The 25,236-nt window shown below is 44.0% G+C and carries 26 protein-coding genes and 1 other annotated feature; of the genes, 3 read left to right on the top strand and 23 right to left on the bottom strand.

Features of this window, described 5'->3' with window-relative positions; genetic code table 11:
• Positions 1–86: 86 nt before the first annotated feature.
• Positions 87–491, top strand: coding sequence for a hypothetical protein (locus J7E32_RS15955; RefSeq protein ID WP_286183330.1), 405 nt, complete (start codon positions 87–89; stop codon positions 489–491).
• A gap of 78 nt (positions 492–569) precedes the next feature.
• On the opposite strand, the gene J7E32_RS15960 is transcribed toward J7E32_RS15955, so the two are convergent.
• A complete protein-coding gene (locus J7E32_RS15960; RefSeq protein ID WP_214909181.1) occupies positions 570–1,046 on the bottom strand; it encodes an Lrp/AsnC family transcriptional regulator in 477 nt (158 codons plus the stop codon).
• Between the two features lie 207 nt (positions 1,047–1,253).
• On the opposite strand from J7E32_RS15960, the gene J7E32_RS15965 reads away from it, so the two are divergent.
• Positions 1,254–2,201 (top strand): DMT family transporter, encoded by a 948-nt coding sequence (locus J7E32_RS15965; protein ID WP_214909183.1) that lies wholly within the window; start codon positions 1,254–1,256, stop codon positions 2,199–2,201.
• A 9-nt stretch (positions 2,202–2,210) separates the two neighbouring features.
• On the opposite strand, the gene J7E32_RS15970 is transcribed toward J7E32_RS15965, so the two are convergent.
• From J7E32_RS15970 to J7E32_RS16040, 15 genes are all read right to left on the bottom strand, one after another.
• On the bottom strand, positions 2,211–2,636 hold the full coding sequence (locus J7E32_RS15970) for an ASCH domain-containing protein (RefSeq protein WP_214909222.1): 426 nt from the start codon (positions 2,634–2,636) through the stop codon (positions 2,211–2,213).
• A 158-nt stretch (positions 2,637–2,794) separates the two neighbouring features.
• Positions 2,795–4,030 (bottom strand): YecA family protein, encoded by a 1,236-nt coding sequence (locus tag J7E32_RS15975; protein ID WP_214909185.1) that lies wholly within the window; start codon positions 4,028–4,030, stop codon positions 2,795–2,797.
• Between the two features lie 125 nt (positions 4,031–4,155).
• Positions 4,156–4,482 (bottom strand): type II toxin-antitoxin system RelE/ParE family toxin, encoded by a 327-nt coding sequence (locus J7E32_RS15980; RefSeq protein WP_214909186.1) that lies wholly within the window; start codon positions 4,480–4,482, stop codon positions 4,156–4,158.
• Positions 4,483–4,487: 5 nt separating this feature from the next.
• The gene (locus tag J7E32_RS15985) at positions 4,488–4,736 is read right to left on the bottom strand and encodes a type II toxin-antitoxin system prevent-host-death family antitoxin (protein WP_214909188.1); all 249 of its coding nucleotides are present in this window, start codon (positions 4,734–4,736) and stop codon (positions 4,488–4,490) included.
• Between the two features lie 233 nt (positions 4,737–4,969).
• Positions 4,970–5,671: a LutC/YkgG family protein gene (locus J7E32_RS15990; RefSeq protein WP_214909190.1), complete on the bottom strand. Its 702-nt coding sequence runs from the start codon at positions 5,669–5,671 to the stop codon at positions 4,970–4,972.
• Positions 5,668–7,092 (bottom strand): LutB/LldF family L-lactate oxidation iron-sulfur protein, encoded by a 1,425-nt coding sequence (locus J7E32_RS15995; protein ID WP_214909192.1) that lies wholly within the window; start codon positions 7,090–7,092, stop codon positions 5,668–5,670. The genes J7E32_RS15990 and J7E32_RS15995 overlap by 4 nt, the downstream gene beginning before the upstream one ends.
• Before the next feature lie 18 nt (positions 7,093–7,110).
• The gene (locus J7E32_RS16000) at positions 7,111–7,827 is read right to left on the bottom strand and encodes a (Fe-S)-binding protein (RefSeq protein WP_214909194.1); all 717 of its coding nucleotides are present in this window, start codon (positions 7,825–7,827) and stop codon (positions 7,111–7,113) included.
• A 38-nt stretch (positions 7,828–7,865) separates the two neighbouring features.
• Positions 7,866–8,573 carry a FadR/GntR family transcriptional regulator gene (locus J7E32_RS16005; protein ID WP_214909196.1) on the bottom strand — a complete coding sequence of 236 codons (708 nt, stop codon included), beginning with the start codon at positions 8,571–8,573 and terminating at the stop codon, positions 7,866–7,868.
• A 78-nt stretch (positions 8,574–8,651) separates the two neighbouring features.
• The gene (locus J7E32_RS16010) at positions 8,652–10,232 is read right to left on the bottom strand and encodes an L-lactate permease (RefSeq protein WP_214909198.1); all 1,581 of its coding nucleotides are present in this window, start codon (positions 10,230–10,232) and stop codon (positions 8,652–8,654) included.
• Between the two features lie 390 nt (positions 10,233–10,622).
• Positions 10,623–10,754: a HepT-like ribonuclease domain-containing protein gene (locus J7E32_RS23220; RefSeq protein ID WP_353654061.1), complete on the bottom strand. Its 132-nt coding sequence runs from the start codon at positions 10,752–10,754 to the stop codon at positions 10,623–10,625.
• Between the two features lie 201 nt (positions 10,755–10,955).
• Complete coding sequence (locus J7E32_RS16020) at positions 10,956–11,252, bottom strand: nucleotidyltransferase family protein (protein ID WP_214909224.1); 297 nt, start codon at positions 11,250–11,252, stop codon at positions 10,956–10,958.
• Positions 11,253–12,309: 1,057 nt separating this feature from the next.
• A complete protein-coding gene (ilvD, locus tag J7E32_RS16025; protein WP_214909200.1) occupies positions 12,310–13,977 on the bottom strand; it encodes a dihydroxy-acid dehydratase in 1,668 nt (555 codons plus the stop codon).
• 104 nt (positions 13,978–14,081) lie between these two features.
• Positions 14,082–14,333 (bottom strand) — a binding site (T-box leader).
• Between the two features lie 119 nt (positions 14,334–14,452).
• Entirely contained in the window at positions 14,453–15,871 is a 1,419-nt protein-coding gene (locus J7E32_RS16030) for a hypothetical protein (RefSeq protein WP_214909202.1), read from the bottom strand.
• Between the two features lie 200 nt (positions 15,872–16,071).
• Entirely contained in the window at positions 16,072–16,290 is a 219-nt protein-coding gene (locus J7E32_RS16035) for a hypothetical protein (RefSeq protein ID WP_214909204.1), read from the bottom strand.
• 139 nt (positions 16,291–16,429) lie between these two features.
• A complete protein-coding gene (locus tag J7E32_RS16040) occupies positions 16,430–16,600 on the bottom strand; it encodes a hypothetical protein (RefSeq protein WP_214909206.1) in 171 nt (56 codons plus the stop codon).
• A 210-nt stretch (positions 16,601–16,810) separates the two neighbouring features.
• Between J7E32_RS16040 and J7E32_RS16045 the strand changes: the two genes are divergently transcribed.
• Entirely contained in the window at positions 16,811–17,896 is a 1,086-nt protein-coding gene (locus J7E32_RS16045; protein ID WP_214909208.1) for a nitric oxide synthase oxygenase, read from the top strand.
• Between the two features lie 82 nt (positions 17,897–17,978).
• On the opposite strand, the gene J7E32_RS16050 is transcribed toward J7E32_RS16045, so the two are convergent.
• From J7E32_RS16050 to J7E32_RS16080, 7 genes are all read right to left on the bottom strand, one after another.
• On the bottom strand, positions 17,979–18,776 hold the full coding sequence (locus J7E32_RS16050; protein WP_214909210.1) for an ABC transporter permease: 798 nt from the start codon (positions 18,774–18,776) through the stop codon (positions 17,979–17,981).
• Positions 18,754–19,689 carry an ABC transporter ATP-binding protein gene (locus J7E32_RS16055; protein WP_214909212.1) on the bottom strand — a complete coding sequence of 312 codons (936 nt, stop codon included), beginning with the start codon at positions 19,687–19,689 and terminating at the stop codon, positions 18,754–18,756. The genes J7E32_RS16050 and J7E32_RS16055 overlap by 23 nt, the downstream gene beginning before the upstream one ends.
• Positions 19,664–20,326 (bottom strand): TetR/AcrR family transcriptional regulator, encoded by a 663-nt coding sequence (locus J7E32_RS16060; RefSeq protein ID WP_214909214.1) that lies wholly within the window; start codon positions 20,324–20,326, stop codon positions 19,664–19,666. Before J7E32_RS16060 ends, J7E32_RS16055 begins: the two co-directional genes overlap by 26 nt.
• Positions 20,327–20,452: 126 nt before the next feature.
• A complete protein-coding gene (locus J7E32_RS16065) occupies positions 20,453–22,393 on the bottom strand; it encodes an FtsX-like permease family protein (RefSeq protein WP_214909216.1) in 1,941 nt (646 codons plus the stop codon).
• Positions 22,383–23,144 (bottom strand): ABC transporter ATP-binding protein, encoded by a 762-nt coding sequence (locus tag J7E32_RS16070; RefSeq protein ID WP_214909217.1) that lies wholly within the window; start codon positions 23,142–23,144, stop codon positions 22,383–22,385. Before J7E32_RS16070 ends, J7E32_RS16065 begins: the two co-directional genes overlap by 11 nt.
• A 99-nt stretch (positions 23,145–23,243) precedes the next feature.
• Complete coding sequence (locus J7E32_RS16075; protein WP_214909226.1) at positions 23,244–24,245, bottom strand: sensor histidine kinase; 1,002 nt, start codon at positions 24,243–24,245, stop codon at positions 23,244–23,246.
• Positions 24,245–24,934 carry a response regulator transcription factor gene (locus tag J7E32_RS16080; protein ID WP_214909228.1) on the bottom strand — a complete coding sequence of 230 codons (690 nt, stop codon included), beginning with the start codon at positions 24,932–24,934 and terminating at the stop codon, positions 24,245–24,247. Before J7E32_RS16080 ends, J7E32_RS16075 begins: the two co-directional genes overlap by 1 nt.
• Positions 24,935–25,236 lie beyond the last annotated feature (302 nt).

The following is a 25,236-nucleotide window of genomic DNA, read 5'->3' on the forward strand; positions in this document are numbered from 1 at the left end:
AAACAAGAATCCTCTCCTCAATTACTGACCGCAAACAGTATGGTACAATGCTGAAAAGGGTTCATCCATGGAGGAGGACGGGTAAAGTGGCATTTTTCATTTCCTTTATATTCATTGTGATTTCGGTATTCATTTCCCTCATTTTTAAAAATGAACTGGAGCGGATGTTCCTTAGCGGAAAGGAGTTTTTCGCTTTTCACATCTGCAATGGGCTGATCATCTTGATGGTGGCATTTGCTTCTCAGGCGGTTATGATAAGATATGTTTTCGAGCAGCCATTTCATATCATCAGGGATGTACTGATCCTCATCGCCATCATTTTACCTGTTTATATTTCCGGTCACTTAGCCTTTGAAAAATACAAAGCCGTCTACCGCAAATTTTCAGCCGCAGAGAACGGGAAAGTACTCGTACTGAACGAAAAGTATCTGAAAAAGAAAAAGCGGTTTAAAAGCCTCAAGCAGTATAATGCCATGTCCAAGGAAGACTAACTATAATATGTAAAAAGACAGCGAAACGGATTCGCTGTCTTTTTTAAGGTTTACTAAAGAACGCCCCACGTCTCACATTTACCCACTAATAGGCAGCACGGTGGAGTCTTTGATTCCCCTTAAAGCCAGACTTGTCTGGATCTTGGTGATCCCCAGTTCATTCAGCCCCCTGATGAACATCTCCAGCCCTTTGCGATCTTTGCAGGCCACCTTTAACAGATAATCATACTCCCCGGTGAGGCAATGGCACTCTAAGACCTCTTCCATTCCATCGAGGGTCTCTTCCAATGATTCCAGCTTTTCTAACTGATGCATATTGGTGCTCATAAAAACAAAGCACAGTAAATCAAAGCCGAGCTTCTCGTGATTCAAAATCGCGACCTGCTTTTTGATATATCCTTCACCTTCGAGCCGCTTGATTCTGGCGTGAACGGCCGGCGCAGATAAATTCACTCGCTTCGAGAGTTCCAGATTGCTTAACTGAGCATCCTTTTGCAATAAATCCAGGATTTTAATATCCACATGATCCAAAACCTTGCTTACCACTGATTCCACGGTTGAACCCCCTTTTTAAAAATTAAAAACCCAGCGAAACAACGACCAGAATTTGAATATATTAAATTATATTTCTATTATACTTTTATTTATTTTGAATTAAATCAATTATACAAAATTATCTTTTGTCATTTGCGGAAAATGTTAAAATAATTCATATAGCGTAAGTCATTGTGCACAATGGCTCTGATCAGGGGGCCAAATGACATGAAATATTATTTACTATTACTTTTAACGAGCTTTCTTTGGGGCGGAAATTTTATCGTGGGGAAGACGCTTGTAGACCATGCTTCTCCAATTACCTTGACTATTTTACGATGGGCCATCGCGATCATCTGTCTGATTCCGCTTGTCTGGTGGAAAGAAAAAAAGCTGATCCCGCCAAAAGAATCCCTTCTGCCACTGTTTATAATGGGAGTCACCGGGGTTGCCTTATTTCAGGCATTGCAATTCATGGCACTCGAAAAGACTTCGGCAACGAACGTTGGCTTGATCTCGACATTGAATATGTTTTCGATTGCGGCATTCTCTTTCTTTTTTTTAAAAGAAAAGATCAATAAACTTCAATTCCTTTCAATGATTCTCTCCCTATTTGGGGTTCTGCTCGTCCTTTCAAAGGGGAATTTGGATGTATTGTTTTCCTTGCAGTTTAATAAAGGCGACCTTTATATGATGGCAGCTGTGGGAATGTGGGGGATTTATTCGGTCAGCAGCAAGTGGGCGATGGCGACCGTTACACCGATGATGTCCATCCTCTACTCCGGTATTTTCGGCCTGCTCGTCTTGCTGCCTTTTTCCATCGATGATTTCACGGTAACCAACTTGAATTCCTCCTTTATGCAAGGCATTTTATACACAGGCCTTGTCTCGACCGTGCTTTGTATGGTTCTCTGGAATATCGGAGTCAATAAACTGGGACCAAGCACTTCCGGGTTATTCCTTAATTTCAACCCCATCTTTACCGCTGTCCTGGCATTTGCTTTTTTAGGAGAGAACATGACCTGGATCCAGGCCGCTGGCAGCGTCATTGTAATTGCAGGCTGCTTGTTATTTACACTTTTGAAAAACAAGCCTGTCAGGTTCAGGGTTCCGGCTTCTGTCCGTATTTTATCCGGTGAAAATAGCAAAACGAAAAAAGTGCCTGTTCCCCGATGAACAGGCACTCTATACCTCATACTCCCATAGCCCAAGCCTTCCTTTTGCCGGAATGAAGCTGTCCAGCATCTTCATATCGCGGACTTCCCAGACATACCCTCCCACTTTATAATCACCGAGGAAGTAGTCATTGCCTGATACCGTCCTTCCATCCTCCAACACAGCCCATGTCTCATTGTTTTCCATTACTCTCAAACAATTTTTAAGCTCGCAGACAGCAATGATGACGCCAGTTGGGAGATCCTCTGTCTTGTAGCCATGCTTTAAAAGCAGCGACTTGATGGCCACATGGCTGCAGACTCCCTTATCGATCTTTTTGCTGGTGTGAATCGCAAAAGGACCGCGATACTTCGTACTCCAGGACCTCGTTTCATATTGAGCTTCGCGCAGGACAAACAGACTCGCCCAGGGCTGAATCATCGATAACACCTTCACTCCAATCACCACCTGCCTCAGAACAACTTTTTCTCTATAGCGTTCCACCGCAATCGCAAAAAAACACAGGACGTTTCTCCTATGTCTATTTCAGCTATTTATGGGTCGGTGGTAGATTGTTTCGAGTGATACAGAAATCCCCTCCCATGCCCCAATAGCTATTTTCCGCAGCATTTTTTATACTTCTTCCCGCTTCCACAAGGGCAGGGATCGTTTCTTCCGGCTTTTTTCCTAGTGTTCATATCAATGACATTCGACGGAATCTGTGGGTGATTGAACGGCATAGCCGGTAATGGATTTAGGTGCTTTTTCTCTTTCCTTCGTAACTCTGTCGGGGTATAACCCTTCAATATCCACATGCGTGTATTGTTGTGGACGTTCAATACGTATCCGGTTAACTCCTGCATGAATTTCATGGAGGGAATCTCAAGCATGCTTTGTAAATAATCCGTCATCATTGAAGGGTCGGCATCCGAATTGATGATATTGATAAGTTGTAACGCGATTTCTTCAAGTACTTCTTCGGTCAGGTTATAGCACTCCGACAAGAACCGCAAGAACTTCACCATTTCCGGAGATTGATCAATAAAACCAGGTTCTCCTGCTTTTAATAGCTGTTTTTTTGTAAAAGGATAGTAATCTAAATCCGGTCTCGCCTCGTGTTCCTTTATGATATCTCCTGACTTAAGAATGCTGTCATTGGTGATATATCCACCATATGAATAAGGCAAAATTCTTATTTTTTGATAATAGTCTTCAGCTGAGGCAATGACGGCATAATATTTCCTGATATCAACATCACCCTCCGTAAATGCTTCAACCTTTTCAAGCATTTCCGAAGACTTCATTACTCCATAGTAATAAATCATTCCGTGGACCAGCTTAACCCATTCTGTATTTTTGCGTATAGTGTCTTGCAACTTCACTTCGTCAATTTCTGAGAACACATCAATAATTTCTACCGGCACCATTAAATGCTTTTCCCCATCCTTTAAAACAGGAAACACCACTCCAGCGTCCCTGAGAGATGTAATCTTGGAGATCGGGAACCCATCATCCACTGGCATCAAACCGGCATTTTTGATGATCATTTTAATTAAATCGTATCTTTCCTTGTCGTAAGTTGACATTATCTTGTCGAGCCGTGAAGGAATTATACGGGCCAGCTCCACAGCCAGTTCCGCTTTTTTCAAAGAACTCATTCCGCTCAGTCCAAGTTGCTTACGGATATCGTCTAATTCGATTTTTGTCAGCATAGGCAAAGCATCAATCAGCCGGTACGGTTGGTCAACCTGTTTCCAGAGTCTTTCATCCTGTTTCATTTTTAGCCCCTGGTGATGCTGCTTCGCACGTTCCATTGCATTGATCAATTGATTCACTGTTTTTTGGTCCATAACTAACTCCTTTGCCCCATTTTTCTTGCAAAAGGGCAGCTTATTCATTAATAATACTATAACGATTTCAAATTCTGTTTTGAAGCCATAAACTAGTAAAAGCCCACCTCGTTTGAGATGCGCTTTTACTCAATGTTCTCTTCTTCTGTGAATAACAACTTTAGGTAATCTCTTCTGGCATAAATAATTCTGTAGATTGAAACATATTCATCGTCTATTTTGTAAAAAACAATATAGTCCCCAAGTATTAAAAATCTGTAATCTGTTATAATATTCAGCTTTGATGATAACTCCAAACCAAGTCGCGGGAATTCTTTAAGCTGTTCATAACCCATTATAATTTTTGATATCACGTTTATAGCAGCATCTGGGTTGAGGAGTTCCTTAGATATATATTCTTTAATTTCCTGCATGTCTTTTTTAGCGACAGGGTTAATTCTCAACTTATACATAGAAACTATACTCCCAAATCAAATCTGACCTGATCTTCCGTTAGCCATTCATCTCCAGTTTTAATTGCTTTTTCAGCTTCCATTAGCTTTGAAAGCAATTGAATAGTCGCTTTACTTTTCTCATATTCTTCTATATCAATGATAGCATATTTCCCTCGGCCATTCTTCGTTAAAAAAACAGGTTCACCTATAGAAATATCTTTTAAGACTTCATTGTAATTTCTCAAATCAGAAACAGGTTTAATATTTGGCATAATATCAACTCCTTAGTTGATGTTATTATACCATTATTTTACTTAAAATTATACCGTGAATTTTACGACACTCTAGACAAAAAGACTATTCAGCGCACTACAATTTAAAGCACAAAAAATGACTGCTTTCCAAATGACATTTCAAAAAGACAGCGAAACTTTTTCGCTGTCTTACAAGATTACATATTTTACGATTTACGGGACACAAGAACAGTCTTCACGTCCCGACTCTCCTAATCCACCAAAATATAAGTGGCTTTAACCGGTCCGTGGACGCCGACGATCAGGTTCATCTCGATGTCGGCGCTGTTGCTTGGGCCGGTGATGAAGCTGACGTAGGATGGGACGTCTTCGCCATTGGACTGTGCTTGATGGATATGTCTGGCCGCCTGGGTCATCCGAGGCACTAGGGTGCTTTTCGGTATGATGGCAATGAATGTCCTCGGCAGCAAGCTGATCGAGCGTCCATTGTCTTTTGTGTTGAACGATGTCACGGTGCCAGACTCGGCAAGTGTGATGTCACTGAATACAATCCCAACATCAGCTCGTTCTGCAATCTTCTGATTTTCCTTGCCTAGTGCTGCTTCCCAAACATGGACATCGAGCTGATCTTTCTGTTCTTCAAAAAACTCAGTCACTCCATATTCCTGATAACGCGCATCTTTGGACGTGATGATTAATTTGCCTTCATAAGCCTCCAGCGTTTCGTTCAACACCTTTGCCAACCCGTCTCGGTCCGTCCGTTTAAAATCGGTATGGATGACTTTGCAATGTTTTTCAAGCACCTCGACCAATTCATCCTGGCTCATGCCTTTGAACACTTCATCCTGCGGGGTGACACTCCACTGAGGCCGCTCAACTCCTGCTGTCCTTCGCTCCCGCCCAAGTCTGGACGCCAGCTTATCTAAAAAGGCTTCTCGATTTTGGATGCTCATTTGGATTCACCGTCTTTCTGTCTTTGCTTGAACCATGAACGAAACGATTGTCCCTGTGGCGCATAAAAATCGCGTACATCCGTCCACGCTTTCAATGGTCCCGGTCCGTTTTCAATCATCCCGTCTTTTGTCCATGGACCAAGAGCTGGTTTTGCCATTTTCGCACTCATATTATAAATCGACGGGTTAGAAGCCCACGCTGCAAAACCTTTCATCATCAACTTTTCAGCTGTTGGGGCCATATTTTTTTCCACAATGATTTGGCGATGGCGGATCAGATGCTCATGCAATGGAATTTTAACCGGACAAGCTTCGGTACACGCCGCACACAATGTCGATGCATATGGAAGCTCTTTATGATCCTCATAACCCTCCAATAGCGGAGTGATGACCGCACCGATCGGGCCTGGATAAATCGAGTTATACGCATGTCCGCCGATATGACGATAAACCGGACAAGCATTGATACAAGCCGCACAGCGTATGCAATGCAAGGCAGACTGGAATTCCGTGCCGAGGATTTTAGAGCGGCCATTGTCAACAACAACCAGGTGGAATTCTTCCGGTCCATCAACCTCTTCATCAAGGCGTGCTCCGGTAAGCGCGGTAATATAGCTTGTTAGCTTCTGGCCAACTGCCGCACGTGTCAATAAGCTGACAAGGACCTCCATCTCTTCCCATGTCGGCACGATTCGCTCCATTCCCATCACCGTAATCACGGTATCCGGAAGAGCGGTTACCATTTCGGCGTTTCCTTCATTTGTGACCAGCGTGATCGACCCTGATTCTGCAATCGCAAAGTTACAGCCTGTCACGCCGACATCAGCCGCTAAAAAGTCCTGACGTAGCTGTTCACGGGCAAAGGCAGCCAGTTCTTCCGGCGTATCAGATCCGGTATAACCTTTTTTCTTCGCAAAAGTCTCGCGGATTTGCTGTTTATTTTTATGCAGCGCAGGCGTTACGATATGGGATGGCGGATCTTCATCCAATTGCAGAATCCACTCGCCAAGGTCCGATTCAACCACTTCAGCGCCGACTTCCTCAAGCGCTTTATTCAAACCGATTTCCTCGGTTACCATCGATTTCGCTTTCACGACTTTTTTCGCTTGCTTCTTTATAATAATGTCTTTTACGTACTGGTTTGCTTCTTCCGCTGTCTCAGCAAAAAACACATGGCCGCCGCGTCTGGATACTTGCTCGCTTAATTGCTGCAGATAGTAATCGAGGTTTTCCAACGTATGGGTACGGATTTCTTCACCCAGGTTGCGCCAGTCCTCCCAGTTGCCAAGCTCCTCAGCCTGAGTGATCCGGCCAGTTCGGAATCTCCCTTGCGCGGAGGAAACAGCCTGCCGCATAAAATCATCTTTTATTCCTTTTTGGATACGCTCTTTATAAGGAACCTCGCCAATTTTGATGCTCATCTTTTTTCCCTCCGTTTCTTAGTGAGTATTTAAAATCTCCGTGATATGAATGATCTTTACCTTTTTGCCTTCGCGCTCCATGCGGCCCCCGATATTCATCAAGCATCCCATATCCGCACCCACCAAGTATTCAGCTTGTGTTTCTGCCACGTGTCGAGACTTTTCACTCACCATCTCCTGAGAAATCACCGGGTTTTTGACTGCAAACGTTCCGCCGAAGCCACAGCAATCCTCTTCCCATGGCAGGTCAACCAGCTCAACACCTTTAACATTGCGCAACAGGATTTTCGGTTGTTCTTTTACACCAAGAAGGCGTTTCATATGGCAGGAAGAATGGAAGGTCACTCTTCCTTTAAAAGTCGAGCCCAAATCGTTAATGTCTAACACATCGACAAGGAACTCGGTAATTTCGTAACATTTAGCCGCAAAAGCTTTCGCTTCTTCTTCCCACTGAGGGTCTCCGGCAAAGATATGCGGATATTCCTTCAGCATGCTCACGCAAGATCCTGAAGGTCCAACGATATATTCCGAATGACGAAAAGCCTTCATCATTTGCTTCATCGATGCTTTCGCCTCTTCCAGATACCCACTGTTATAAGCAGGCTGTCCGCAGCATGTCTGCTCCATCGGATAATCCACTTCACAGCCAACTCTCTCCAGAATCTCAAGCGTATTTCTCGCCACATCCGCAAAGAGAATATCACTTAGACACGTACTGAATAATGAAACTTTCATGTTTGTTCACCTCATGTAAAAATCAGCAAACGCGCGCTTTACTCAATGTATTTAAAAAGTCGGTCCTGGACATTTTGTAAATGCTCAAGCATGGCTTGCCGCGCTTCGTTTGGCTGTCGGTTTTTAATTGCTTCAAAGATTCGCCGATGCTCGGACTGCAAGTCATCAACGATATTTTCCGAATACAAGAGCACCTTTCGGGTTTCCTGTATCGTTTGTGAATTCAGCGCTGAAACGCTGCTCATCAGATTAATCAACAATTTGTTATGTGTCGCATTCGCGATCGCCACGTGGAAATCAAGGTCTGCTTGCGAAGCGAGGTCTTCATTTCCATTGGCATGTTCCATTACGATCAATGCTTTTTCCATATCAAGCAAATCTTCTTCTTCGTGCACAGCAGCTGCCTGTGCTGCGGTGCCGATTTCTAAGATCTTACGGACTTCGTATAGTTCCTTTACGTCTTCAAGCTTCATTAAGAAAGCGCTGGTAACAGGCAACTGGAATTTTGAAGGATCAAAGGAGTTCACAAACGTCCCTTCGCCCTGGCGCATTTTCACCAGCCCCATTGTCCGCAAACCACTTAACGCTTCCCTGATCGTGGAACTCCCAACGTCGAAGCTTTTCGCCAGCTTTTCGACTGAATCTAATTTATCACCTGGTTTTAACTCACCAGTTTTAATCAACTCAATGATCGAGTCAGCAACTTGTTCATAAACCTTTCTTGCTTGCACTCGTTTATATGGCATATCCTTCATCTCCCATCTATTCCTTTTTATTATACAGAGAATTTAGCTCTCCGAAAGATAGTGGGACCTTTTGGCAGCTTAAAGAAAATTTAAGAAGATAAAACCAGACACTCCCGCAAGAATTCCATACAGAATCGCAGGCGCCAATGTTTTGCGAATGATTTCTCCCTCTTTACCGGACACTCCAACAACCGCACTCGCCGCAACGACATTATGCACACAAATCATGTTTCCTGCAGCTGCCCCAATGAGCTGGACGGCCAACACGATATTCGACTCAAGGCCAACGGCATCCGCGACATTGAATTGGATTGGCGAGAACGTTAGCGTTGAAACCGTTGCACTTCCAGTTATGAACGCTCCTAACTCACCAAGGAATGGAGCAACGAAGATCCAGACAGATCCCAGCGAGCCAGCAAAGGATTCCGCAATATACTGCGGCATACTGACTAGTTCATTGAGATTCATCCCCGAGTTAACAAACACTTGAACCATTGAAAGCGTCGCAATCAAGGCAACTGATGTCATTTTCATCGTCGATAACGATTCTTTCGACGCATTGGTAAAGGTCTGGTACGATTTTCGCTGGAATAAGAACGCTAAAACTGCTGCAGCAGTAAGGATGGTTCCTGGAGAATACAAGAATTCCCAGGCTGATGTCACGCCCTCTACTCCTAAAATATTCTTCCAGGTAAAATCAATCGCTGTCCTCGTAAACTCTTTCAGCGCCGGAACAATTCGTGTGAGCAGCAATAAAAGGACAACGACAACATATGGCGACCAAGCTGTGACAATGCTCATCTTTGACTTTTCCGTCGAAACAACAAAGTCTTTTCGCATCGCAGCTTTCCATTCAGTCTTCGGAAGCAAGAATCCTTTTTTTGCAGTAACCGTCGCTACCGCCAGAGTGATGAGCGCTGCAAGAATCGAAACAAATTCATGCCCGAAAAGGCTAGCTACCAGAAACGCACTGCCTGTGTAAATAAATCCAATCATCAGTGTCCATGGAAGCATCGGCAACGCATCTTTGATACCGCTTCCAAAGAAGACCGTTAACACGACCATTAAAATGAATGGAATGAACGAACCCGCTAATAGATCAAGACTCGTCACGGTAACGGCAATATCATGAAAAAACGGAGTGTCAGCACCTGGAATATTACTCAATCCCACTGCCACCGGTGTTCCCACCGCTCCAAACATGACCGCCGTACTGTCAGCAATCAACGCAATCGTCGCAGCCGCGATCGGTTGGAATCCTAGAGCCAGCATTAACGGCCCGGTAACCATCGCCGGCGTTCCAAAGCCTGCCGCTCCTTCAATCAGTGACCCAAATAAAAAGGCAACGATAATGACCTGCACACGCATGTCACCAGAAATACTTTGAAATCCCTGGTTAATCCGCACAACCGCTCCCGTATTCCGGAGCGTGTTCAACAACACCAAAGCACCAAATAAAATCCAAAGAATAGTCAGCGTTTTATGTACCCCTTGAAAAATCGACGCCAACACCACTTGTCCTTCCATCCCCCAAGTAGTAAGCGCTAACAAAATGACGATCAAAGAACTCAAGGCCATCCCCTTGGCCGCCGGCATCCGCATGATCACAAGGAATAAAAACGGAGCGATAATCGCACTTAACGCAATCAACAATAACATTTGATTCCTTCCCCCTAGTTGCTCATAAGCTTGATAGTTTCATAGTTTTCATACACACTTTGACAGATATCTGGTCATCAGATGACCTCACTATTTTTTCACACATTTTAGAAGAATTCAATAACAAAAATCACAAATTGGCAGAAAGATGTGATTTTGCCCCATTAAAATATTAAAACAAGAACAAACCTTCCGGGAAAGGAGCAAATCTTTTCCCCCTAATAAAAAAAGCATCCCGCAGGATACTGGATTCGTACATTCTAATTGATTAATAGTGGTTTTAGCACAACAGTTGCCGGTCACGAGAGACAAAGGGAAGGTTTTGTTAACCCACAAAACAACACATTATTACGTTTTAAGGGACACTTAAATCTTCCCATGGACCAATACCTATTCGATTTCTTTTAATAATCGTTCCACTTGTTTTTTTAATTCAGGTATCTTATTTTGGACAACATCCCATACAATACGATAATTGATTGAGAAGTACCCATGTATCATCATATCTCTCATTCCAGCCATCTATCTCTACTCAATATGCGGATTGGCATTTCTAATTTCATCTGGGATATTCTTTGTTGCTTCTCCGATCACTAAAATATTATTTTCACCGCATCGGAGACTAATTCGTTATCTATTAAGTCGTCATAAGTTAATCCTTCTGTATACTTTAACACCTTATTAGCAGCGACTTTTATATCTTCCAGGAAGACTTTTGGCTCTCTATGCATACTTAGCACTCCTTAGGATGCTAGGCTTCAGTGCAGGCTTGATATCGTTGATAATAACTAAATCCACAGGTTTTTGGAAGGTATCTTCAAGATAAAACTTTAGGTCCATATAGTTATCAAAGGATAAATGAGAATCACTAAATTCAACAATCACATCAATATCACTGTCAGCTTTTTGCTCTTCACGGCTATACGATCCAAACAGGCCAATACGCTTAACACCGTATTTTTCACTCCATGAACTTAAATTTTCAGAGAATACATCAAGGATTTCTTGTTGGGATACCATCATATCACCGCCATCTTTACTTTTTTCAATTACTTACATTATAACATCCCTCATTTTATTTATTCTCCAGAGGAAGAAAAAAGCCTTGCTCTATGGCAAGACTTTTTTAAAAAAATTAAAGCCATTCAATCACTTTTGTTATTCTTGACAGCTTTGGCCCCTTAACCTTAAAAGCTGTCACAATAACGTGGGTTTCTTGACAGCTTTGGCCTCTTAACCTTAAAACCTGTCAAAATAACGATGGTTTCTTGACAGCTTTGACCTCTTAACCTTAAAAGCTGTCAAAATAACGGTGGTTTCTTGACAGCTTTGACCTCTTAACCTTAAAAGCTGTCAAAATAACGAGGGTTTCTTGACAGCTTTGACCTCTTCACCCTAAAACCTGTCAAAATAACGTAGGAATCTTGACAGCTTTGGCCTCTTCTCCTTCAAACCTGTCAAAATAACGATGCTTTCTTGACAGCTTTGGCCTCTTAACCTTGAAACCTGTCAAAATAACGATGGTTTCTTGACAGCTTTGACCTCTTCTCCTTCAAACCTGTCAAAATAACGGTGGTTTCTTGACAACTTTGGCCTCTTAACCTTAAAAGCTGTCAAAATAACGTAGGAATCTTGACAGCTTTAGGCTCTTCTCCTTCAAACCTGTCACAATAACGATGGAATCTTGACAGCTTTGCCCTCTTCTCCCTCAAACCTGTCAAAATAACGATGGTTTCTTGACAGCTTTGGGCTCTTAACCTTAAAAGCTGTCAAAATAACGATGGTTTCTTGACAGCTTTGACCTCTTCTCCATCAAACCTGTCAAAATAACGTGGGAATCTTGACAGCTTTACCCTCTTCTCCCTCAAACCTGTCAAAATAACGATTGTTTCTTGACAGCTTTGGGCTCTTAACCTTAAAAGCTGTCAAAATAATTGAGGAATCTTGATAGCTTTTGCCTCTTTACGCTGGCTTCCAGCGCGCGTGACCAGCTCTCTGTGAATACGGAATCCCATTCCTCTACCTCGTCATCGAGTTATCTACTAAATTTCCAGGAACCTCGTCATCGAGTGATCTATTAAATTTTCAGTATGCCACCTGTGCTTGCTGAGGTGACCAGCTTTGAATATCGAGCCAGATAGCCTTTCTTGATTTTCGGCTCTGGCTGTGTCCATTGAGCTTTCCGATCATTCAACTCTGCTTCAGGAACCTCCAGTGAAATGGTTCTTTCCTCTAAATCAATGAAAATAGGGTCTCCATTCCCCACAAACGCGATTGGTCCTCCTTCGGCCGCTTCCGGGGAAATATGGCCGATGGAAATGCCCCTTGAGGCACCTGAGAATCTGCCATCCGTAATCAGGGCGACCTTCTTTTCCAGTCCTCTTCCGGCAATGGCGGCTGTTGGCGCCAACATTTCCGGCATTCCCGGACCGCCTTTTGGTCCTTCATAGCGAATGACAACCACATGCCCTTCACGTACATCGCCACTTTCGATTCCAGCCAAAGCCTCATCCTGAGATTCGTAGACAATCGCTTCACCTTTAAAAGTCTTGATGGACGGGTCCACCGCTCCTACCTTGATGACCCCTCCATCTGGTGCGATATTTCCAAACAGAATCGATAATCCGCCGACAGGGCTATACGCCGTTTCCTTGTTGCGGATGACGTCACCATTTAACACTTCCGCATCCTTTACATTCTCGTAAAGGGACTTACCGGTGATGGTGATCCGGTCCGGGTGTACAGCTCCTTCCATTTCACAAAGCTGTTTGATAATCGCGCTGACACCGCCGGCATTATGGACATCCTGCATCGAATAATGGGAAGCCGGGCTGATTTTAGACAAATAAGGAATCCGTTTAGCCACTTCATTAATCCGGCTCAAATCATAGTCAATTTCCGCTTCGTTCGCGATTGCCAGCGTGTGGAGCACCGTATTTGTCGATCCGCCCATCGCCATATCAAGCGCAAAGGCATCATCAATCGTTTCCTTGGTGATAATGTCTCTCGGCTTAATATCCTTTTTTACTAAATCGACCAAATGACGAGCTGCCTCATAGATTAATTTATGGCGTTCTTCAGAGGTCGCAACCAGCGTTCCGTTACCAGGTAGCGCGACTCCGAGCATTTCCATAAGTGAATTCATCGAGTTGGCAGTGAACATGCCCGAGCAAGAGCCACAGGTAGGACAGGCGTTCTTTTCGATATCCAGCAATTCCTCTTCAGACATTCTTCCAGATTGATAGGCACCGACGCCTTCAAATACTGACACGAGGGATAAAGGATCCCCTTTGCTGGACACACCCGCCTCCATTGGACCGCCAGAAACAAATACAGAAGGAACATTCGTCCTTACTGCCGCCATCAGCATCCCGGGTGTGATCTTGTCACAGTTCGGGATGTAGAAAACTCCATCGAACCAGTGGGCATTAATCACGGTTTCAGCCGAATCTGCGATCAGCTCCCTGCTTGGCAAAGAATATCTCATGCCGATATGTCCCATCGCAATCCCATCATCGACCCCGATGGTATTGAACTCAAACGGAATTCCGCCGGCCTCTCTGATCGCGTCCTTGACAACATCAGCGAACTGCCTCAAATGAACATGTCCCGGAATAATATCGATATACGAATTGCAAACGCCAATAAACGGCTTTTCAAGATCCTCTAATTTTACGCCGGTTGCATAAAGCAAGCTTCTATGTGGAGCGCGATCGACTCCCTTTTTAATCATGTCACTGCGCATACGAATTCCCCCTAGTTTTCATCTCTATGACGAACTGACCATTCAAAAAGTCTTCGTCATCCATTTCTCGTTTCCGGTTAAAAAAATAAAAAAATCGCCCCTAAAATAGGGACGAGTTTAACTCGCGATACCACCCTAGTTCCGTCATGGAAAGAAAAATCCACTTTACGGCACTCCATCAACGTACAATCATACGCATTCCTTTTAACGGCGGACTACCCGGCAATACTTACTAAAAGATTCAGCATCGCATCTCGGAGATGATTTTCGGATCAGTTCTGAACATCGGCTTGCACCATTTACCGACTCTCTGTAGAACAGGGCACTCATCTTACTCTTCTCGTCATCGACTTTGTTATCAAAAAATTATTAATTATAAAACTATCAGCTGGCAAATAATTTGTCAAACTATTTTTAAAATTTTTATTAATTCATTTGCTTGATCAGAAGTCGAAATCATCTCCAGATCCCGTCATTAGCCTGTCTCCTGGTCGCTCCTTAATTGTGTATAAATTTGCTGATAAGCTGACGCCTCGTTGACCATGCCCTTGTGCTGGTACATTTTGCACAGCTGCCTGACCGGAGCTGGGTCCGCCGGGTTGAGTTCCATTTCCCAGAAGAAGCATTCGATTGCTTGATCATATTGATGGAAATCTGCGTAAAATTGCCCCAATTCCATCATTCTGTCAGGATTCTCCATAAGAGTGGCCATTTCATTGAGTTTTCGGAGGGTGATAGAATGCGGAAAGTTTTTCTGAATCGGTCTCAGTTTTTTACAAACAACTGGCAGCTCATACCTCTCCATTAGCTTTGCTGTCAGCTGCAGAATTCTTTGCTCAGATTGCTTCGGGTCATTTTCCTGAGCAACTTGCTGATGGAGCAGCAAAAACTCATCCATGTGAGATGCCACAAATTCTGCATCCATCTGCTTCCAAATTTCATTAAGAATCTGATGAAACTCCTCAGGCAGATCCTCTATGAATGGGAATAAATAAACGGCTGCTTTCTCATATTGCTTTTCTCTCATCAATTCTTCAATGAAAGTTCGGGATTCCGGTACCCATTTATATGGATTTATTTTTGCATAGGATAAGGTCAGAATCCAATTTTCAAGGGGGATGTACTTCAAGGCCAACTCTGTCTGGCTCTTAACGGACTCAGAAGTCAGGTTCCTTTCGTCTTCCATCCAAAGCAGCAGGCCTTCTGCGTATCTTTCTTCGTTTTTTAATATCTTTGAAAGTATTTGATAATGTTCGGGGTTTTTTCGATTCATAAAGCAACGGAACTCTGCAAATATGGGGTCCTTCTTTTGGATTGCCGGTAAAGCTGAAGTAGTGTAAAAACTGGAATATGAGCTGTATTCCCTTGAATGGAGGAGATCACTGATTTTTTCCAAAGAAGGAGATATGTCGGACAAAAGATGGACCGATTGATATGCTTTGGAAAAACTGCCGTTTCTTCTGTAGTGGAAAAAGATTTTTTCGATGAGTTTGGAGAGCTGTTCAGTTGAGAAAAACGAGTCAAGCGCTGCGGCAATACATGGTATTTCAAGGAGGGAATAGTTGCGCTGGAGATGATGGAAGAGCTTGTTTTTTGCTGGTATGGCTAAAGCTGTCGCGGGAATGAGTACAGGCAAGAGCGGGTGCTTTTGCTCTAAGACGATCCCTTCATTCAGCACTTTATCAAGAAATGAACCTTTTTGAATCTTTTCGAGTTGTTCACCATAGATCAGGTCATTTTTGTAGAAAATCAAATAGTATTTTTCGGTTAATTCCTTCTGGACCTCGGCGACCATGAATCTGGCAAAAATCGCTGCCCGCACAATTTCTCCATTTACCATGACCCTATTAGATTTGAACGATATTTTTGTCGGCATTGTTAGTTCATTTCCCATGAAAAATTGAGCCTCCTATTGAATCGTATATTGTTTTCTATAGTTTAATTATACGTTACCCTTTTTAAAAAAGCTACGACACTCGAATGGCGGGGACATGGGGACGGTGATGCTGTCCCACTCAAATTCTATTCCTACAATCGGCAGAACAATCTTCGAATATATTTGCAATTACATAAAAAAAGCACCCCTAAGGATACTTATTTATATATTTTAAGCGGTTCAATGTTGATTTTTAAGACTACGGTTGCGGGATCATGAACCATATTTATTTTATCCACCACATATTCTTTCTTGTAGATCGTGACCGTATTACTGGCCCTCAATGCTGCAACATACTGCTCCCAATGCTTTACATTGGCACTTAAGAGACACTTGTCTTTCAGATAATAATCGACTCTGTTTGGTGCTCGGTTCAATTCTACACCCCCTTTTGATAGAGTTTATGAATCATATTATCTAATAATGACAAGCTGTTCACCGTTTCATCTTTTAAAAAGAAAAATCCATCTATTAATACAAGATGGACTCTCATTTGTCTGATATAAATTGATTCCGCTACAACCCGCCACAGTTTGGCGAATTATTTTGATCTCCCTCCATGTAATCCATGCCTTTTTCAACTGCTTCCAGTCCATGATCCGTTTGGCTGATTTCCAGCAACTCTTCGTTGAGGACCTCGTTTTTATTTCGCGGATCTTGATGTGCCTTTTTGTTATCTTTCATCATTTGCCTCCAGAGTTTATTTTGTAGTATTCTCTCGGGGGTGAATGGTTATTCGAATTCAGGTAAGTCAATGGGGCGACGCCCACAGAGTGCGTTCGAATGCTCCACCATGCTCCCAAAGTGGAGAGGAATGATCGATTTAACTCTAATTATTGATCATGCGACCCTCATGCTAAAATGATAATGAGATGACAGTAACAGGAGGATTCAGACTTGGTTAATCAGTTGGTCATTGAAGCGGAAAGATTTATACGGAACTGTTATGGAGAATTGCAAAAATCGGAGCAGGAAATCGAAGCAAGGATCGATTTAATAAAGCGGGAGATTTCTGAAACCGGGATTTATGAGCATACATTTGAGGAACTTGAACATGGAGCGAAGATGGCTTGGAGGAATAGCAACCGCTGTATCGGCCGTCTTTTTTGGGACAGCTTGACGGTGTTTGATGCTCGCGGTCTGCAAAAAGAAGACGAAATAATCCATGCCCTGTTCCATCATATAGAATTTGCAACGAATCAGGGGAAAATCAGACCGGCAATCACCATTTTTAAGCAAAAAAAGAACGAGAAGGATTTTGTCCGTATCTGGAACCATCAGCTCGTACGGTATGCTGGGTATGAAACGGAATTGGGGATTCTCGGTGATTCTAGCTCTATTGATTTTACAAAAGTGTGTGAACAACTTGGCTGGAAAAGAGGGGGAACAGATTTTGATCTCCTTCCATTGGTTATTCAAGTCGACGGCAATCCGCCGAAATGCTATAGCATCCCCGAAAGCATAGTGCTTGAGGTCCCGTTGCGTCATGAGGAATTTGAATGGTTCGAAGATTTGGGATTAAAATGGTATGCCGTCCCGTTTATATCCGATATGAAGCTTGAAATTGGCGGAATTGAATATTCAGCAGCACCATTCAACGGCTGGTATATGGGAACAGAAATAGGTGCACGGAATCTGGCAGATGAAAACCGCTATAATCTTTTGCCAAGAATCGCTGATCACATGGGATTGAATATGAAGAAAAATGCTTCCCTATGGAAAGATCGAGCCCTTATTGAACTTAATGCTAGTGTGCTCTATTCATTTAATGAAGACAGAGTGGCAATTGTCGACCACCATACTGCTGGAATGCAGTTCAAGGTTTTTGAAGAGAAGGAAAAGAACGCTGGAAGGAATTTGACTGGAGACTGGACCTGGCTGATTCCGCCAGTATCTCCTGCTACTACGCATATTTTTCATAAATCATATGAAAATGAGATCATAAAGCCGAATTATTTTTATCAGGAGAAGCCTTATGACTAGGGAGATAGAAGAGAACCACTAGCTGGAGTTTTCAGCCGCTTGTGGTTCTTTTTTATACATTATGACTTACCGATGTCCCCTTCTAACCCTGATCCGCCCAGCGCCACCACAATGCTGTTGCGAGCAAACCTGCCACACTCGTTACCAGGACAATCGCATAGCTGACGGGCTCGACCGCGATTTCACCGCTTCCATCGATCCCGCTTGCCAGCGCCGGAATGGACCATGGCACATATTGGCCGTAGCCGGTGGTGGCGATGATTTGCGCGATCATCATCGTGATGATGATATACCCTAGAGGGGAGAGATAGCCTTTCCCAATCGTCGCGAAGAATCCGACTGGAGCAGAGAGCAGCAGGGTCATAACCGAGCAGACAAAGAAGACGTTTGCGCCCTGCTTCAGGATCTCAGCTGAATAGCCGGGGATGTCGACCAGATAGCCAACACCCAATGCTAAAAGAAAGACCAAAACAGAAAGCAGCAGGCACCAAATAAATACCACAATGAATTTTGCCATCACGATATACTCACGCAAGATCGGCAAAGCCAGCAGATCCTTAATCGTCCGGTCGGAAAACTCCCGCCCAAAAATCCAGCTGGTCACAAAGCCGAAAGCCATCAGTCCGCCAATCGAAATAGCCTGGGCAATCAGTCCAAAAAACGATGGCCAATCTGCTGCCCCCGCCAGCTGTGCTTTTGCAGAAATGATCCCCATATTCCGGGCATTGTCGGGATCCTTTAAAATATACATGAACAGCCCGCCGACAAATGGGATCATCAGGAGCGCAAGCATGGTAATGAGCGGAACCTTAGACCGAAAGAACTTCTTGCTCTCAACCGAAACAGCGATCGCCAATTCACGCATGGTTTTTCTCCCCATTCTCGATCATTCTTAAAAAATAGGCCTCCAGATTCTCTTTGTTCACTTTTAAAAGCGTGGGTGGACATCCTGCCTCAACGAGCCTCTCAGCGACCCGGTCAGGATGCAAGACCGCCACATCCTCCATCAACTCCAGGTAACTCCCCTCCAAAGTCGAAGTCACCTTAGGTTTGTATCCACTTTTCAACAGGACCTCTTTCATCACTTCCCGCTGCCTTCCGTCGACAGCCAGCGTCTTTCTCAATTCGCCTTCAAGATGAGCGGTGTCCATCTTCCTGACCAGCCTGCCGTTATGGATTATGCCAATAGTGCTCGCCATCCTGGATACCTCATCAAGATTGTGACTCGAAACCAAAATCGTCACTCCCTCGTTCTCCGCCAGGCTCTTAAGCAGCTCCCTCACTTCGACAATGCCCGCCGGATCCAGACCATTCGTCGGTTCATCAAGAATCAGTATGTCCGGTCGATGAATCAGCGCCTTCGCGATTCCTAGGCGCTGTCCATTGCCCAATGAAAGATGCTTTGCTTTTACCGAAGCATACTTACCCAATTCCAGCAGATCCATGATCCAGGAAATCCGGCTTCGATCCTTCAAGCCTCGCAGCTTCCAGACAATCTCAAGATTCTCCTTCACCGTCAGTTCCGGGTAGGAATAAGGCGTTTCCACCATATAGCCAACATGATTCCAGAGCCCGACATTTCCCGCCTTCACCTTCTCGCCCATGATAAAAGATTCTCCTCTGGTCGGGGCAATCATGCCAAGCAGCATGCGGATCGTCGTTGTTTTGCCAGCTCCATTCAAGCCGATGAAGCCAAAAACCTCTCCCTTTTTCACCTGCAAATGAACTGAGTCGACCGCAATCGTTTTTCCATACACCTTCGTTAAATCAGACGTGACAATCACATCGTTCATCCTCTGAATCCTCCCCGATTAACTGCAATGCAACACCACGGATCAACATCTTCAAAGCCTGGTCGAATTGCTCCTCACCAACCTCCTTCACGTGGAGCATACTCAGGAAAATCGCCCTTAAAGTAGCCGCCGCAACATGCGGATCACCCTTGATGGAAAAATCACTGAACAGTTTCTCTGCAAGCCGATCATCGAACGAGTGATGGCGGGCAATCTCCTCCTCGGGAATTTTCCTCATCAACACTTCTAACTCCCCATTCTGGATGAGATTCATCATGAAAGAATGCCTCACCCGCTGAAACAGATCAAAGATAAATTCAGTAAAAGCATCCGAATCCGTTGCACCTGATCCATCGAGGGCACTCATTCCCTCTTCCATCAGAGAACCCTGAAAATCCTCAAGAACATGAAAGAACAACAGTTCCTTCGAAGCAAAAAACTGATAAAAAGCCCCCTTGGAAATACCCGCCAGCTGTACAAGCTGATCAACCGTCGTTTTCTTCACACCATACCTGCCAAGACAATCCGCCGCCGCTTCCATTAGCCTCTTCCTAATCTGTTCCTTCTCACTCTCGGTAAAAGCAGTCGCCATATCCACCTCTCCAAACTGTATGACTGAATTTGTTTTTATAGTCATAGATTAACACAGAGTTGTTCAATCCTCAATAAAGAATGCAATTTGTACTTTCCGGTATGAATCAACCCTTGTCCAGACAAACACCAGATTAACAAACAAAAGCACGGGAGCGTGCCCCGTGCTTCCTTAAAGAGATTCCCGGATCACTTTCTTCGAATGAACGACTGAAAGGACCGCAAAAATCGAATACAATGCTGTATAAAGCCCCATGACAATCAGCATTGGCCACCACAGTTCGGTGCCGAAGAAGAACCAGCCGGATTTGACGGCGAAGTAGCTGTGCAGAAGGCCGATTGCTAAGGGGATGCCGAAATTGAATGCCTGTTTTGCCTGGATCCCTTTTAGCAAATCTCCCTGGGTGAAACCGAGTTTCCTTAAGATTGTATAATTCGGCTTCTCGTCTTCTGTCTGATCCATTTGTTTAAAATAAAGGATGCACCCAGACGTGACGAGAAAGGTCAGCCCGAGGAAACCGACAATGAACATGACAAGACCCATCTTTTTCTTTTGGATATTTTCATTGTCCAGGCGTGATTCGTTCCTAGCCGCTTCATGATACTTGTTTTCATTGAACAGTTCATTCGCCTTCACTAACTCATTCTCGTTTTCAATATTAATTCCAATATACAATGAAGGATCTATTTGGATGGAAGGGTCCAGATCACTTTTTAGTTTCGTGAATACGGACTCATCGACTACAGCAACCGGAGAACCGCCGAAATAACGGGATACCGGATATTCCTTTTCCATTCCAATGTACTGCAAAGGAATACCACGTTCCTTTCCGATGATCTCAATCGGACCCGAATCTTTCATGGAGATGAATTTCATCATAATATCACTGTAGCCAGTCAGATAAGCTTCATCCTTGCTCACTTCCCTTTGACCTTCAGACTTTTCGCTAATGACCGAAACGCCCATCGATTTAGGATCCTGGGTGTACTCCTCCATCTTCAATCCGATGATTTCTTCTGCATTCATCACCGCCTGAAGAACCTCGATCCTTTTCTCCGTATACTCGATCTTCTTTGACTCCAATTTTTCCATAAAGTCAGCAGCAGACCCTTCATCAACAAAGGCAAAGTTTTCGGGAACTATATTTTTCGCACTCTGTTCTGCGGAATAATAGGAGATATAGCTTAACGACAATAAGCCAATCGCAAGCGCGGATACCGTCGTGATGATCGTTAACACCAACGCATTCGACTTCATCCTGAACATGATGGAGGATAACGACAGCACTTCATTAATATTCAAATACCCATCTTTCTTTTTCCGGATGAGGTTGGCAATGAAGCTGACAGATCCTTTGTAAAACAGATACGTCCCGATGATGACCGATGCTAAAATGAACACCATCGCGATGAAGAGTTCGTTCATTGTAGTGAAGTCCCCTTCGAACAACTTGGATGATACATAATACCCGATCCCGATTAGTGTAATGCCAAGAATTCCGATCAACATCTCCCAAAAAGAGATCTTTTTTGCCCGGCCTTCAGCCTTTGAAACGACCCTGAACAATGATAGAATGCTTTGCCGTTTGATGAAAAGATAGTTTAACAGCAGCATCAACACATAGATGACCGTAAAAACGACCAGTGTCTGCACGAGGGCTTTTCCGGAAAAATGTAGCCTGGCAATCCCTTCAACCTGGGTGACTTTGAACAAAATCATGATGATTAGCTTGGAAACTGAAAAGCCAAGGAAAACGCCCGCCAGTAAGGAGCCATAGTAAAGGAGGAAGTTTTCCACACTCAGGATCCTGAAGATTTTGCCCTTCGTCATCCCGACCAGCTGGAATAAGCCGATCTCCTTGCTTCTTCTTTTGATAAAAATGTTATTGGCGTAGGTGAGAAATATCGCTACAATGCCGACGAGCAGAACAGATGCCGATTTAATGGCCGCCCCGCCTTTAATCGAACCCTTCGTTTCATGCATGGACGGGTCATATTGAAGCGTGACAAAGGCGAAATACAGGGCGACACTGAACATCAAGGCAAAAACATACAGATAGTAATTTTTAAGGTTCTTTTTCAAATTGCGAAGAATCAGCTGATTAACGCTCATTATGCACACCGCCCAATACGCTCTGGGTCTTCATGATGTCCTTGAAAAATTCCTGTCTCGTCTGGTCACCTTTATTCAATTCGGTGTAAATAAGACCATCCTTTATAAAAATAACCCGGCCGCAGTAGCTTGCCGCAACTGGATCATGAGTGACCATCAGAATCGTCGCCTGCCGTCTTTGATTCAAGTCACGCAGTTTATTCAACAGGTCTGAAGCCGATTTCGAATCCAGCGCGCCAGTCGGTTCATCCGCGAAAATGATGCTCGGGTCATGGATAAAAGCTCGTGCAGCGGACGTACGCTGCTTTTGCCCACCAGAAATTTCATTTGGATATTTATTCTTCAACTCCAGGATTCCGAGTTCAGTAGCAATCGCTTCAAACTTTTGATCCGCTTCCTTCTTAGGCGTCTTGCTGACGGAAAGCGGCAAAAGGATATTTTCCTTCACTGTCAGCGTATCGAGCAGATTGTAATCCTGGAATAAAAAGCCCAGGTGCTCCTTGCGGAATTCTGCCAGCTGCTTTTCCTTCATCCCGGTAATCTCATTTCCTTCAATCTTGATCGAACCATTGGTGACTTTATCGATCGAAGAGAGGACATTCAAGAGCGTCGTTTTGCCTGATCCAGAGGCACCCATGATGCTCACGAACTCCCCTTTGAAAATTTTCAGGTCGAGCCCTTTCAGCACTTCCTGTTTATTGAACTTGTTTCCATATGTTTTATGAAGTTTGGCCGCTTCTAATAAAATCATGTTCACACATCCTTTCTATGATAGATTCATTATAAAATCCTGCCTGTTTTCCTTCCTTCGATTCAGGTAACAAATCAGCAAAGGCCTGTGACATTTTTGTCACATGCCTGTTATCCGGACAAAATCGTTGCTTTTAGGGAAGGTCAGCTTGAACGTGCTTCCTTTGCCTGGTGCCGATTCCACATCAATCCTGATTTTCAGTGTGTGCGCCGCTTTCCTGGCCAGATACAGTCCCATTCCGGTTGCTGCATGGTCCTGGTGATGGACTGTTGAGGTAAATCCCTTTTCAAAAATGCGCGGGAGGTCCCTGGAATCGATTCCCCTGCCGGTGTCGGCAATTTCGAGGGTGGTTTGCCCATCCTGCTGAGCGCTTTTTATTTGAATATCCGATGCTTCACTGTATTTCACGGCATTCGTCAGCAGCTGCCTGATGATAAACGCAAGCCATTTGGCATCCGTCATCACCTCTGTCGATTGCAGATCGATATCAAAGCCGATCCCTTTTTGGATGCACCACGACTGCAGCGTTTTGACCTCGCCAAAAATCACACTCTCCAAATCGGCCTGCTCTATGTATAAGTCATTTTCCATGAAAGGAATCCGTCTTTGATGCAGCTGCTGGTCCAGTAAAAGGTGAATCCGCAGCCATTCATAGGTCATTTCTTTTTTCAGTGTCAGGTCCTCAAGCCGGTCAATCATCAAACTCAAAGCCGTCAGCGGTGTTTTCACCTCATGGATCCAGGAAAGCAATTCATCCTTTTCCTCGTCCAGTATCCGTTCATTCTCGGAAACTGATTTTTTCAGCCCCTTGAAATGGCGGGCAATGCTATCTGCAGTTATTTTTTCAAAAGGACTGAGGAATTCCCTGTTTGAAAAATCCAGAATATCCTCTGCTTCTTCAAGCTCCTGATAAAATTTCATTTCCTTTTGATAACGCATCACTAAAAAAATCACAAAAATGATCAGGGATAGAAAAATGTAATACAGAATCGACGTGAGCGCTACTGCGGAATCTATGGACGCGATGAAAACAGCAAGGAACTGAAGCAGCAAGAATAACAGGATCCAGCTCCGCCGTTCCTTTAGGTATGTCATGAACATCATCCATTGTCCTCTTCGACAGCCATATATCCCTGCCCGACCTTCGTTTCAATTTTATGACCCAGCCCGAGTTCATCCAGCTTTTTCCGCAGTCGATTGACGTTCACCGTCAGCGTGTTGTCGCTGATGAACCGCTTATCATCCCACAAGCTGTTCATCACCTCATCACGGCTGACAATCTTGTTTTTCTGCTCAATCAGCAATTTTAATATGAATATCTCATTCTTCGTCAATTCAATCCGGCCATTTTCATTTTCAACCGTATTTTTATCATAATCAATCGTCGCCCGGCACCAGGTTTTTAGCTGATTCTGCGTCGAATTGTAATTATAGGCACGGCGCAGCATTGCCTGAATCTTGGCAATCAGCACATCAAAATGGAACGGCTTCTGGATAAAATCATCTGCCCCCAGCTGCATCGACATCACCATGTCGGTTGGGTGGTCCCGTGAGGAAAGGAAAATAATCGGCACATTCGAATGCGACCGAATCATCCGGCACCAATGAAAACCATCAAACCTCGGCAGCTGGATATCAATAATCACCAGATCCGGCTTTATTTTGCTAAAATCACTCATCACATCACCAAAATCCGTAACCCCATACACCTCATAAGACCATTGCGTCAGACGCTCACGGATCTCATTGAACAACGACGCATCATCCTCAATCAGCAAAAGCTTCAACACCATTACCACCACACTTCCACATCTATCACCTTTATTTTAAAGGAAGTATTTTCTATATACCAGAATTAGTAGGGGGTGTGACAGGAGCAGATAGTTTAGGAGCGGGCTTATTGGTTACCTTTTTTCTTAGTTTCTGGGTTTTTCGGGCACCAATCGGCCTTATTGGTGACCTCTTTTTTCAGTTTCTGGATTTTTCGGGCACCAATCGGCTTTATTGGTGACCTCTTTTTTCAGTTTCTGAGTTTTTCGGGCACCAATCGGCTTTATTGGTGACCTCTTTTTTCAGTTTCTGAGTTTTTTGG

The sequence above is a fragment of the Bacillus sp. ISL-55 genome (assembly GCF_018613155.1).
Lineage (GTDB): Bacteria > Bacillota > Bacilli > Bacillales > Cytobacillaceae > Mesobacillus.

Bases quoted from the DNA above. Each gene is read 5' to 3' on its own strand.
- J7E32_RS16030 (WP_214909202.1), bottom strand. From the start codon at position 15,871: ATGGGAAATGAACTAACAATGCCGACAAAAATATCGTTCAAATCTAAT.
- J7E32_RS16055 (WP_214909212.1), bottom strand. From the start codon at position 19,689: ATGAACGATGTGATTGTCACGTCTGATTTAACGAAGGTGTATGGAAAA.
- J7E32_RS16005 (WP_214909196.1), bottom strand. From the start codon at position 8,573: ATGCCATATAAACGAGTGCAAGCAAGAAAGGTTTATGAACAAGTTGCT.
- J7E32_RS23220 (WP_353654061.1), bottom strand. From the start codon at position 10,754: ATGGCTGGAATGAGAGATATGATGATACATGGGTACTTCTCAATCAAT.
- J7E32_RS16000 (WP_214909194.1), bottom strand. From the start codon at position 7,827: ATGAAAGTTTCATTATTCAGTACGTGTCTAAGTGATATTCTCTTTGCG.
- J7E32_RS15995 (WP_214909192.1), bottom strand. From the start codon at position 7,092: ATGAGCATCAAAATTGGCGAGGTTCCTTATAAAGAGCGTATCCAAAAA.
- J7E32_RS16050 (WP_214909210.1), bottom strand. From the start codon at position 18,776: ATGGGGAGAAAAACCATGCGTGAATTGGCGATCGCTGTTTCGGTTGAG.
- J7E32_RS15965 (WP_214909183.1), top strand. From the start codon at position 1,254: ATGAAATATTATTTACTATTACTTTTAACGAGCTTTCTTTGGGGCGGA.
- J7E32_RS15990 (WP_214909190.1), bottom strand. From the start codon at position 5,671: ATGAGCATCCAAAATCGAGAAGCCTTTTTAGATAAGCTGGCGTCCAGA.
- J7E32_RS16070 (WP_214909217.1), bottom strand. From the start codon at position 23,144: ATGATTTTATTAGAAGCGGCCAAACTTCATAAAACATATGGAAACAAG.
- J7E32_RS16010 (WP_214909198.1), bottom strand. From the start codon at position 10,232: ATGTTATTGTTGATTGCGTTAAGTGCGATTATCGCTCCGTTTTTATTC.
- J7E32_RS16060 (WP_214909214.1), bottom strand. From the start codon at position 20,326: ATGACTATAAAAACAAATTCAGTCATACAGTTTGGAGAGGTGGATATG.
- J7E32_RS16075 (WP_214909226.1), bottom strand. From the start codon at position 24,245: ATGTTCATGACATACCTAAAGGAACGGCGGAGCTGGATCCTGTTATTC.
- J7E32_RS16020 (WP_214909224.1), bottom strand. From the start codon at position 11,252: ATGGTATCCCAACAAGAAATCCTTGATGTATTCTCTGAAAATTTAAGT.
- J7E32_RS15975 (WP_214909185.1), bottom strand. From the start codon at position 4,030: ATGGACCAAAAAACAGTGAATCAATTGATCAATGCAATGGAACGTGCG.
- J7E32_RS15980 (WP_214909186.1), bottom strand. From the start codon at position 4,482: ATGTATAAGTTGAGAATTAACCCTGTCGCTAAAAAAGACATGCAGGAA.
- ilvD (WP_214909200.1), bottom strand. From the start codon at position 13,977: ATGCGCAGTGACATGATTAAAAAGGGAGTCGATCGCGCTCCACATAGA.
- J7E32_RS15985 (WP_214909188.1), bottom strand. From the start codon at position 4,736: ATGCCAAATATTAAACCTGTTTCTGATTTGAGAAATTACAATGAAGTC.
- J7E32_RS16040 (WP_214909206.1), bottom strand. From the start codon at position 16,600: ATGATGAAAGATAACAAAAAGGCACATCAAGATCCGCGAAATAAAAAC.
- J7E32_RS16065 (WP_214909216.1), bottom strand. From the start codon at position 22,393: ATGAGCGTTAATCAGCTGATTCTTCGCAATTTGAAAAAGAACCTTAAA.